This is a genomic window from Vibrio sp. A8-1 (assembly GCF_013048685.1).
GTDB lineage: Bacteria > Pseudomonadota > Gammaproteobacteria > Enterobacterales > Vibrionaceae > Vibrio > Vibrio metschnikovii.
Genome location: NZ_VHTC01000032.1, coordinates 19,617 through 31,593 on the forward strand (window position 1 = coordinate 19,617; position 11,977 = coordinate 31,593).

General features: G+C 44.4%; 7 protein-coding genes and 2 pseudogenes. 3 read left to right on the plus strand and 6 right to left on the minus strand.

The features are described 5' to 3' along the window. Positions 1-42: 42 nt before the first annotated feature. The 5 genes from FKN93_RS14215 to FKN93_RS14235 form a co-directional block, all read right to left on the minus strand. Positions 43-1,326, minus strand: a complete 1,284-nt coding sequence (locus FKN93_RS14215) for a TRAP transporter large permease (RefSeq protein ID WP_158137995.1) — start codon at positions 1,324-1,326, stop codon at positions 43-45. Next, on the minus strand, positions 1,323-1,811 hold the full coding sequence (locus tag FKN93_RS14220; protein WP_170905378.1) for a TRAP transporter small permease: 489 nt from the start codon (positions 1,809-1,811) through the stop codon (positions 1,323-1,325). Before FKN93_RS14220 ends, FKN93_RS14215 begins: the two co-directional genes overlap by 4 nt. Before the next feature lie 154 nt (positions 1,812-1,965). Next, positions 1,966-2,979, minus strand: a complete 1,014-nt coding sequence (dctP, locus tag FKN93_RS14225; protein ID WP_004395803.1) for a C4-dicarboxylate TRAP transporter substrate-binding protein — start codon at positions 2,977-2,979, stop codon at positions 1,966-1,968. Positions 2,980-3,427: 448 nt separating this feature from the next. After that, positions 3,428-4,882 (minus strand): AGE family epimerase/isomerase, encoded by a 1,455-nt coding sequence (locus FKN93_RS14230; protein ID WP_170905379.1) that lies wholly within the window; start codon positions 4,880-4,882, stop codon positions 3,428-3,430. A 269-nt stretch (positions 4,883-5,151) separates the two neighbouring features. Further along, entirely contained in the window at positions 5,152-5,865 is a 714-nt protein-coding gene (locus FKN93_RS14235) for a transporter substrate-binding domain-containing protein (protein ID WP_161425210.1), read from the minus strand. Between the two features lie 213 nt (positions 5,866-6,078). Between FKN93_RS14235 and FKN93_RS14240 the strand changes: the two genes are divergently transcribed. From FKN93_RS14240 to FKN93_RS17700, 3 genes and pseudogenes are all read left to right on the plus strand, one after another. After that, positions 6,079-6,657: a class I SAM-dependent methyltransferase gene (locus FKN93_RS14240; protein WP_170905375.1), complete on the plus strand. Its 579-nt coding sequence runs from the start codon at positions 6,079-6,081 to the stop codon at positions 6,655-6,657. A 6-nt stretch (positions 6,658-6,663) separates the two neighbouring features. Then, on the plus strand, positions 6,664-9,591 hold the full coding sequence (locus FKN93_RS14245) for a DEAD/DEAH box helicase family protein (RefSeq protein WP_170905376.1): 2,928 nt from the start codon (positions 6,664-6,666) through the stop codon (positions 9,589-9,591). Positions 9,592-9,686: 95 nt separating this feature from the next. Further along, positions 9,687-10,310, plus strand: a pseudogene (locus tag FKN93_RS17700) (nuclease-related domain-containing protein); the annotation flags it as partial. Between the two features lie 689 nt (positions 10,311-10,999). Here FKN93_RS17700 and FKN93_RS14255 read toward each other — a convergent pair. Next, a pseudogene (locus tag FKN93_RS14255) lies at positions 11,000-11,851 on the minus strand (group II intron maturase-specific domain-containing protein); the annotation flags it as partial. Between the last annotated feature and the right edge of the window lie 126 nt (positions 11,852-11,977).

An 11,977-nucleotide genomic window follows, 5' to 3' on the forward strand; every position in this document is an offset into this window, starting at 1 on the left:
CTTACTGGCGGCCTATCGCATCAAAAGTGAGGCGTTATTTTATTAAATTGCATTCGGTAACCACATCACTAACGATTCTGAGAAGGTGAGCAGCATTAATACCGCCAATAGCGCAATCAAAAACGGAATCACCTCTTTCATGAACTCAATCATCCGAACTTTCAAAATGGAGCAAACGGTAAACATCATCGACCCAAACGGCGGGGTTACGCCACCAATCATGATATTAACGATGACGATCACGCCAAAGTGTACCGGATTGACCCCCGCATTCAGGACGGCAGGCAGCAATAATGGCGTCAAGATAATCATCGCTGCACCACCTTCAATAAACATCCCCACCACCAACAGCAATAAGTTAATCAGCAGTAGCAGCAACAGTTTATTATCGGTTAACTCAATCAAAGCACTGGCCACCGTCTGCGGAATACGCTCCAACGTCATGTAGTAGCCAAACACCATCGCCCCAATAATGATGAACATCACCGTACTGGTGCCTTGAACGGTTTCGCGCAAAATCGCCGCAAAGTGATGCGGTTTTAATTGACGATAAATGAACAAGCCAATCAGGCTACACAACATCACGGCAATCGCACCAGCTTCGGTGGGCGTAAACAAACCAAAACGCATGCCTAAAATAATCCCAAAAGGGATCAACAGCGCTGGTAAAGCTTGGAAAAAATAACGCCCGCGTTCGCCCCAAGACGCCGCTTTATCACGAGAAGGTGGATACCCCCGCCGACGAGCGATCCAAGCGACGGTAATCATCAGTGAGATAGCCATCAAAAAGGCCGGTACGTACCCTGCCAAAAACATTTGGTGAACAGAAACGTTGGCCAGCAAGGCAAAGATGATCAAATTAATCCCTGGCGGGATAACCGGGCTAATACTCGAAGAAGCTGCGGTTAACGCCGCAGTAAACGGTAAGCCATAACCTCGCTTAGTCATCTCCGGTGCCAATATTTTCGATTGCATCGCCGCATCGGCATTGGCCGAACCTGAAACTCCGCCCATTAAGGTACTTAATGCCACGTTGACTTGCGCTAAACCACCGACTTTATGGCCAATCAGCGCATCGGCGAACGCCAATAAGCTGCGACTAATGCCGGAATAGTTCATTACCGACCCCACCATAATAAAGAACGGAATCGCCAGTAGTGGAAAAGAGGAAGCGGCAGAGATAAAGCGCTGCATCACCAAACTGACTGGAATGACATCATTAATGAAAATAAAATAGACCATGGCAGAAGCAATCAACGAAAAAGCAATCGGTACATTAAGTAAAAACAGGACAAACAAAATACCGATCGGAAGATAACTGATCATGATGCTTTTTCCTCACATCCAGCCCAAGATTGACCGCGCATCTTGGCAATCTCTTGATAAAGAAAAATAAAACTGTGTAATAACATCAATCCAAATGACAATACCAAAACACTGTTAATCGCAAAATAAGACATCCCCATCACTGGCGTCACCTTGTTCGATAACATGGTGTACTGATAACTTAAATGGGCCATACCGCCATTAACGACAATCAAAAATAGTAATGAGAGAATTTTAAACGGCGATTGAAAACGCTCGGGTAATAAAATCACCAGAACATCCACCCCCATATGCATACGATGTTTGTAACATGAGCTTATCCCAAAATAGACCGCCCAAATAAAACAGACCACGGCAAGCTCTTCACTCCATGGCACCACAAACCCAAACCCGTAACGCAAAATAACATTGGCGATAACCATTAAAACGGTTACCGATATGGCCAGCGAAGCAAGCACTTCTTCTAAATAACGCCAAACTAAAATCACAACCTTCATTGGTGCTACTTCCTATCCAATGGCTTGAAAATAAAAACGCGTAACCAACAGATTCAAGGCTTATATTCAGCCTGTTCAGCCGGTTACGCGATACCCTTCTTCATCAATCACTGAGACGTTGGGCTATAACGTCGATCACTGCTTATTGTTGAGCGCGGATCTTCTCTAACTCAGCTTCAATCCGTGAGTAAATATCTGGGCTCCACGCTGGGAACTGGCTATAAACAGGCTGAGTCAGTTTGTTAAAGGCTTCACTGTTGACCTCATTAATGGTCACGCCGAGTTGTTGCAGTTTTTCAGCGTATTCGGCATCCAAACGCACCAGTTCAGTATTGTTAGATAAAGCGCCCTTCTCGAACTCTTCCATCACAATCGCTTGCTGCTCTGGGCTAAAACGCTCCCACACTTTAGGTGAAATGTAGACCCCTACCGTACCAAGGAAATGCTTGGTTAAAGATAGGTTTTTCGTCACTTCATACATTTTATTTGAGTACATGGTCAAAATAGTCCCTTCTAGACCATCAACCACACCTTGTTGCACCCCTGCATAAGTTTCAGGGAAAGGCAGCGCCGCAGGCGCTCCGCCCATTGCTGATAACGTACTGATGAATAACTGGCTACCCGGTACGCGAATGCGCATGCCACGCATATCCTCTGGCTCAACGATTTCACGGTTGGTCATCATGTGTCTAAAACCAAAGATATAATCGGTATTCAGGACTTTAACGCCTTTATCAAGCATCTGCTGCTTAAGATCGCTCACCAAATCGGTTTGCATCATCGCCAAATACTCATCATAGGTTTGATACAACATTGGCCCAGCCAGCGCAGTGAAGTCAGGAACGTAATCGCCTAGATAGGTTAAATCTTCAACCGCAATCCAGTTTGCACCATTGACCACCTGCTCAAGGTTATCTTTATAAACCGGTAACTGACCGCTCGGGAACACCTGAATGTTCACCCCGCCATCGGTCTTTTCACGAATAGAATCGGTGACTTTAATCAACTCTTGAGTGAGCAGTTCACTGGGTGCAAACACCAAACTGAGGTTGATGTTAATTGGGCTAGGAGCAGCTTGGTCGGCGGCTTCTTTATCACCACAACCGGTTAGCAAAAGCGCAGAAGAGATCAACGCGGCAGAGAGCAACTTTTTCATTATATTTGTCCTTCAATTACTTTATCTAAGGTGATTAACATGGCGAACCAACGCCAGCATTAAGCAACCGAGAAGTATCCATAAGGTGGATAAATCAGCTTATCCAAATAACCCCAAACTACTTAGCGTTGCAGGTAGGCGGCAAGTGAGTGAATCCCCATGAACATAGACCACTATGTGATTGGGGTGAACGAACGTAGCCAACATCCCTGCAACTTAAAGTAGGAAGGGGATAGTCGCCGTGATTATCCTACAAGGATTAAACAGCCCAAATAGTTTGTTTATTATTTGTGACATATTTATTAAAAATGAGCATTTGAATACAAAAAATCAATCATAGGTAACTTTTTAGCACTCGATATCACGATGAGTGCTAAAAAAGAAAACAATTCACCACTTTCGCGCCGCGATTTACGCTCGAACAACAAAATCCATTTTGGCCGAAACATTAAGGATGAATATCAACAAATTGCACCTCTAGACGCGGTAAACCCTCTACGGACGTAAAGCGGTGTTGCTGAACGTGCCCTTGGAAATAATAAGGCGCAAGTCGGCTCTGCTCTGTTGGCTCAAAAGCAAAGTACAACGTTGCTGGTTGTTGATTGAGCTGCTGGGCGGTCAAATATCCCACCAACGCATGCTCAAACTGATGGTAGCCATTACCCCAATGAAACGCCTTGGTTGATTTCGGGTTAAGGCCCACTCCGCCGTACTGCTCATCCACCCAGACCTGCATAAACGCGGGCGCTGTATACGCCAAGACAGACTCCAACTGGCCTTCGAGTAGCGATAGCGTCATCGCCGCTTGATCGAGCTCTGCCCATTCCCATGAAGAAATGCCATAACTCATCGGCCTGTTACGCCAACTCGCCACCGGCTTACCTTGCCACTGTTTTGCTAACGAATCGGGTAAGCGCGGAGCGATATCCGTCCAATTCGGCTGATATTGCGCTTGGCGAATGGTCGTTCTCATCCCCTGCTTTGCTAAGCTTTGCCACTGCGAGTTTTGCAATACACTGCCGGTGAGATACGTCATCCAATAGGCTTTAATCGTATGGCCAAAATCATTATGTTTAGCGCTTTGGGTCATCACTGCTGGATGATGTATTGCGCCATAAAAGCGCTGCTCAGGTTGATGATGATAATGAGTTAACATCACCTCAGTTAGCCAAGCGAGATCCCCAAGCCACTGGCTACGATATGGCTCAGGTAACAAGGGAGCGACCAGCAATAAATACCCATTGATTTGATCAAGCTGGGCAACCAATTCGCGCTGCTGAGCGCTTTCGCCATCGCCCTCTTTTAACACCCACGCCAATCCTTGATCATCGGCTAATCGATAATGGTCAAAAATAAACTGTTGCTGTTTAATCAACACCGCTTCCAATTGCGGATCACGAGTCAAATAATAGAGCATCGCCAGCCCCACCAAGGCATAGGCTTGGTCTTGCGAGGTGCGCTGTTGCCACTCAAGCCCCGGCTGACCGTTTTCGGTAAAACTAATAAAACCGCCGTTGTGCTTATCTTGCAAATGGTCAATTAAATAGTGCGCTCCAGCGTTGGCGAGCGCTAACGCCTGAGCATCACCAGTTAAGTGATACAGCACTGCATATGCGTAAGTTTGGCGCGATTTCATCCGCGTATAGTCACGGCCAAAGTGTGGCGTTATCCACCCTTTATTGAGCTCTTGGCAAACGTGGTTAACATTAAGCAATTGACCGTTATCACAACGAAAGGTAGGAAAGTTACCCAGCGGCTGCCCGCGGGCGGTCTCCATCATCCAGTACGGCGCTAAGCCCTGCTGCGCATGGTTTAACCATGCTTTACCATCAGGAAATTGGGCTAGGTTATCGGTTTGTGCCTGCGCTAAGGCACTGCATAACCCCAAACTGAGTAACCACATAGTAGGTTTTAGATTGTGTTTCATTTTGCTCTCGAGGTCGTCTTGTTCATGATCCGCACTATACAAGAGAGCAAACGCGCATTTCGTTGAAAGGGTCACAGTTAACATGCAACTGATTGAGAAGTAAGGATTAGGAGATAAGTCTGAATTGAAAAGGCTAAATAGCCAATGTGCAAATTTAAATAGGCAGTTCCCACTCAAAGCAGAACTGCCTAATACGATTATCACAAACGGTTATTAATAGTCATCGGTTACCAGCAAATTAAAACCTACTGACCAAGGATCTCAGCCAAACGGCCATTGCTCTCTAATTGTTTTAAGCCATCATTAAATGCGGCAATAATCTCTGCCGCTTTTGGATGTTTACGAGACACAATTAAATGGTAAGGCACGAATTTAATACTTTTATCAAAATAAGCCACTTGGCTAAAACCAACACTGGCCGCTAACCCCGAGCCAACTAACCGCTCTTCCATTACACCATCCAAACGGCCTGCTTGCAGCTTACGAAAGTTGTTTTCAGGTTGGCTAATGCGCTCAATGGTGTAACCCGCATCTTCACGGACAAAACCATAATCATAAGCCACTACGCCACCGAGGGTTTTACCTAATAAATCTTGCTCATTCTCCCAGCGCAGCGGCTTATCGGGGTGATAAAAAACCACCGTACTCAAGGTAATTACCGGCTCGCTATAGTGAAAGCGCGCAGCACGATCTTGATTAAAACTGTACAAAAACGTCCCATCCAGTTCAGCATTCTCAGCAGCATTAAGCCCCCTAGCCCAAGGAAGGTATTGATAGTTCACCTGCCAACCCGATAGAGCAAACGCTTCGCTCACCACCTGAGCCGCCGGCCCGCCACTCGCTAAGCTTTGCCCTTGATAAGGCTCCCACTCACCACTGGCAAGGGTAATGGTATTCGCCAAAGTCACACTCGCCCAAAACACCAATGAAGCCAATATCGATTGCAGTATTAATTTCATCATAAACTCCAAACTCACACTATCGAATGATAGTGTAAATCTAGTTCAGCTTGGTCTATTTACAAGCTTGTGATCCATGAGCCTAACATTGCTGATGCCGTACAAGAGCAGCAAAGAGATGTGCGATTTCGCAGATAGGGTCACACTTAACATGCAACTCATTGAGTGAGAAAGCGTAGACAGTTACAATCCGTTGGCAAATCAGGAGTGCTTATGTCTATCGACTTTTATAACCAACATGCCGCGCAGTTCTTTTCATCGACCGTAGACATCGATGCGTCGAGCTTACTTAAACCATTTTTAGATTACCTACCAGATGGTGGGTACATCCTTGATGCCGGATGTGGTTCAGGTCGTGATAGTAAGCATTTGATTGAGCTTGGTTATCAAGTGCAGGCTTTTGATGCCAGTCCAGCGCTCGCTGGGTTAGCACAAACGCTGATTAAACAACCGGTCACCGTTGCCACCTTTCTTGAATTTCAAACTGACCTACACTTTGACGGAATTTGGGCTTGCGCATCGCTACTGCATGTTCCGCGCCCATTGCTCACCCAGACGTTTGCGCACCTCGCTTCAATGCTCAAAACCGGAGGCGCGTTTTACTGCTCATTCAAATACGGACAAGATGAAGTCACTCGTGATGGCAGATGTTTTACCAATTGTGATGAATCATTACTCTGCGAACTATTAACTGATGTGCCTCTAAGCATCGAAAAGCTATGGATAACCCAAGATCTGCGAGCAGGCAGAGAAACTGAACAATGGCTTAATGCCATTTTATTAAAGGCATAATCAACCATGCCTAACGCAACATCTGGTCAACTCTATTCTGGGCATCGACTCTCTTCGGGTGGGGTAAACGATCCGCTCCTACCAAGGTTAATTCAAGCCATCAACCATGCCAGCGAAATCGAAATCTCGGTCTCCTTTATTCAACCTTCCGGTTTAGCATTGCTGTTTGATCCTCTGTTCGATGCTATGCAAAGCGGCGCGAGGATAAAACTCCTCACCTCCGATTACTTAGCCATCACCCACCCCGTTGCCCTGCGCCGCCTGATGCTATTGGTTGAGCGAGGCGCAACCTGTCGCATCTTCCAATGTGGCAATGATAGCTTTCATATGAAGTCGTACATTTTTGTTCGCCAGCAACAAGGGGAAATAGTCGAAGGCTGCGCATGGATAGGCTCGAACAATATTAGCCGCACCGCTTTGTTAAGTAGCCACGAGTGGGCTCTACGCCACGATTTTGAGTTACCCAAAGATTCCCCAGCCGCACTTGAATTTACTCATATACGTCAACAGTTCAATGCTATTTTTGAACACAATCAGAGTCTGCCATTAAGCCATCAATGGATTGATAATTACCTCTGCCGTTATCAACAAACACAGCAGCAGCGTACCATTGCTCAGTTGGTCACAGAGGATGAACAAGAAACCATCGACGTTCCAACACCAAATTCAATCCAAATTGAAGCCTTAGCCGCACTGGATGCCACTCGACAACAAGGCTATTCAAGAGGTTTAGTGGTACTGGCAACTGGCATGGGAAAAACTTGGTTATCGGCCTTTGATGTGATGAAAATGCAAGCGAAAAATGTGTTGTTTGTCGCTCATCGAGAAGAGATCCTCCTGCAAGCAGAAAGAACCTTTAGCCAGTTGATCCCCAATGCCAAAACTGGCCTCTACAACGGTTCGATACAAGATGATCAAGCAACGCTATTATTTGCCTCTGTCGCCACCTTAGGTAAGCAAAATCACCTACAACGTTTTGCCGTTGATCACTTTGATTACATAGTAGTGGATGAGTTTCATCATGCCGCAGCAAAAAGCTATCGTCAGTTATTGGCCTATTTTCAGCCTAAATTTCTCCTCGGTTTAACAGCGACACCAGAGCGCTCTGATCAAGCTGACATTCTCTCTTTATGTGATGATAACTTAGTCTTCGAACGCAATTTAGTGCATGGCATTGATGATGATATTCTCGCACCGTTTGATTATCACGGTATCTACGATCAAGCGGTAAATTATCAAGAGATTCCGTGGCGTAACGGTAAGTTTGATCCTAATACGCTTGATAATAAACTGGCTACATCGCGACGCGCTGAACATGTCTATCGTGAATGGCAAGCCAAAAAACAAACGCGAACCTTAGCGTTTTGTGTCTCAAAAAAACACACGGATTTTATGGCGCAGTATTTTACCAGCAAAGGCATTCATGCCGTGGCAGTGTACAGTGATTCAGTCGTAAGGCGTAATCAAGCGCTGCAATGGCTAGATCAAGGTAAAATTGAGATTATTTTCTCGGTCGACTTGTTTAATGAAGGCACAGATCTCCCCTCGATTGATACGATTTTAATGGCTCGACCAACCGAATCAAAAATTCTCTTTCTACAGCAATTAGGTCGCGGGCTACGCCTTTCTCCCATCACCAATAAACGCAAACTTGTCGTGCTGGATTTTATTGGTAATCACGATTCATTTTTAAACCGACCAGCAACCTTGTTTAATGTTAAAACCCTAAAAGAAGTGATAGGGAGATTGCAAACTAACGCGCCACTAGCCAAAGGTTGTCATGTTAATTTTGATATTGAGCTGATCAATTTTTGGCAAAACTTAGCCAAACGGCTACGCAATAATGTCCAAGATGATTATCAACAATTAGCGCATCAATTAGCTCATCGCCCGACCGCCAGTGAATTTTTCCATCATGGCTACCCGATGAAGAAAGTTCGCCAGCAAGCGATAAGCTGGTTTCATCTGGTTGCCAGCCAGGAAAATGACCCACGAATCAGCGAGCTCGTCAGTCATTATGGTGATTTTCTTCTCCATGGCATTGAAAACACAGCGATGAGTAAATCCTTTAAAGCGATCTTACTCGAAGCCTTGCTGGAACTTGATGGGCTGCGCCATCCACCGACACTCAGCGCGTTAGCCGAGCGAAGCCATCATGTGTTGTCACGTCGCCCCCAGTTAATGGCGCAAGAGCTCACCGCCAGAGCCAAGCAGTTTAAAGCCAGCGATCGTGGCTGGTTAAAATATTGGCTAGATAATCCCATCAAAGCTTTTGCCAAGCCCAATAATAAAACGGCTCCTTGGTTTGCAATTAACGATCAAAAATTTGTCGCTACCTTCGCGGTAAAAGATCAGCATATCGAGTTATTACACGATGCCATGCAAGAGTTGGTTGATTTACGTTTGGCTGAATATGCCCAACGACCTAAGCAACAACAGCCATCGAATCAGCCGGAGATTGAGCACTCACCTTCAGCTCAAGTGCTCGAATTTGCCAAACAAAGTGATCCGCAAGGGACGATGCTGCCGTTTTACCCTGAACTTAAAATTGCTTGCGGCCATTTTAAACGCGGCTCTCATGAAGCGGTTCAATACCACTGTGTTGCCGATGGCTATGGCAAGTTAGACCCTACTCGCCATTTTGTTGCCCCCGCGGCGGGAAACTCTATGAATGGCGGCAAAAATCCGATTCAAGACGGGGATCTGTTATTACTTGAATGGGTGACACCAAGTAGCGCGGGTTCCATTTCTAACTTAACAATGGCAATCGAAACCCAAGATGAGACCGGAGATAACCACTATTTGCTGCGGGTAGTACGCAAAATCGCACCAAATCAATACCAGCTACAAGCGCAAAACCCAAGTTATCCAGATATGCCAGCAACCGATACAATGAAAACCTTTGCACGGTTGAAGGCGGTGTTGAAGACTTAAACTGTCAGCGATCACAAACTAGATACTGGGTTATTGCGGTTATTCCAATATTTAAAATGTGCGTGGTAGCATATAAAGAAAAAGGTTAGGCATTGATGATCGTTAAAGAAAAAGTATTTGTTAAAACCAAAAACTTCAGGCAAGAATTAGGTGATCAAGTAGAAAATAATGTAGCCTTCTACTTAAAGCGTCATTTCTCAGAAATTAATAACATCCTTGTTTATAATGACTTGCGTATAGAGCACAAAGGTGAAATAGCACAAATTGATCACCTTATCGTTTATAAGAAAGGATTTATTATTATTGAATCAAAGTCGATCAAAGGAACCGTCAAAGTTAATAAGCAACTTGAATGGCAAAGAACGGTTCGTGGCAAGTGGGTCGGTATGCCCTCGCCAATTACCCAAGCTGAGATACAAACAAAACTGTTAAAATCGTTATTGAACGATAATGCTGATCAAATACTAGAAAAGTTATTTATGATTCAAGGCTATTTCAGTGGTAGATGCTGGGATACTCTCTGCGCTGCATCTAATGATGCAATTATAGATAGGGATAACATCCCATCGAAAATATCGCCCCTGATTGTAAAATCAGAACAGGTATCCAATCGAGTTAAAGAAATCATTACTAGCAGATCGAGTATCCTTAAGCCAAACCCATCTTTTAGTGACAATGAATTTATCAATATAAAATACTTTCTAATCGCTGCCCATAAACCTAATTCAAAAACAGTAGCCAATACGGAAAACAGCAGTATTATTACTGATGCATCCCAACAATTAGATAGCTCAGACAGTAATTTAATTAAATCAAATTCTTGGTTTATTTGTAAAAATTGTTCCAGCTCAAGCACCTCACCAAAATATGGTAAATTTGGTTATTATGTGACTTGTAATGACTGCAATACAAACACATCCATGAATCAAGTTTGCTCAAGTTGTGGCAACAAAAAGACTCATGTATCCAAGAATAAACAAATATATACCGTTAGCTGTGATTGCGGCAATAAGATAGAGTTTGAATATCAGACATTAGAAAATAAATATAATCTAGAACTAGGTATATAGTTTTTTATGTAACACGCTTTTGTCGGATAGGCGACACTTGTTACCAAGTGCCGCCCTCCTAAGCAGGGCAACCGCATGAGTAGATTATTTGTAAACGAAAACCACTCTCTTTGTTAACTCGCTAAGAGTTGAGCTGTGTAAGTCCAGATTTATGCGGTCAAGAAATAAACAGGGATAAAGAAAAAGTACCTTCAAATAATCATCTCACGGTTAATGATTTGTGAAAGTTAACATTAATTCAACTCATGCGCTCGCCCTGCCCTCCTAAGAACCGTACGTGCAACTTTCACTGCATACGGCTCAAGCCTCCGCTAAGGCGTATTACGTTACCCAGCAACCTAGATAGCAGTTAAGGCAGGGTCAAACCAAGAGTGACGACTTTCCTTTTTCGGCTTCCTCTTTGCCAAGTAATCTTGGTAAAGCGGATCGAATGGGGTTGCTGCTCTTCTAATTTTCACATGCCTTTTGATCGGCGTTTTCGCTATTTGAATTAGGTTGTAGTGACAGTCCATATTGGCGATTTTCTGCCAACCGTGAAATTGCCATCCACCACTTCTGTTCATGTAGTATTTTCGCCTTACCCAGTCTTTTGGTTTAGTGGGATGACGTCTAACCGCCCATCGCCACAGTAACCAGAAGATTTGATGACCGAGATAACCGAAAGTGCGCTTTGCAACGCAGTGGCGATAATAGTTCGCCCAACCTTTCAGCTTAGGGTTCAGTAATCTAATGAGATCATTGACTGGCATTGTTGCGTGCTTCTTGATGAGTTCACGCAAGTTACCCAAGAAAGAGAGAACGTTGCTCTTACTCGGTTTGATGAGTAGTTTTCCTTTGTACTTCCTGAGGTTAAAGCCCAGAAAATCAAAGCCATCATCTATATGAGTAATGTGTGTTTTCTCTTCAGAGAGTGTCAACCCTCTTTCTTTTAGAAAATCAATCACCCGTGGTTTGACTTCGTTAACAAGAACATCTTTTGACGAACCTGTTATCACAAAATCATCCGCATAACCGATAAAGTTAACTCGTTCTCCCGATTTCTTAGCGACTTCTTTCACGAGCTTTTCTAGGCCCGTAAGCGTCAGTAACATAAGCGTTGGAGAGATAATTCCTCCTTGCGGAGTTCCCTCCGACGTTCGGTAGAACAAGCCCTTATCGATATAGCCAGAGCCTAACCACTGCTTCAGCACTGAGGAATCCCCTGATGATTTTAAGAAAAATCATCAATTTAAGCTGGATACACATCTTGTCATGTGATCAAATGATTTCGCCAAAAAACAACAACCAGACAACAAGATGTGCGAACTCAATATCCT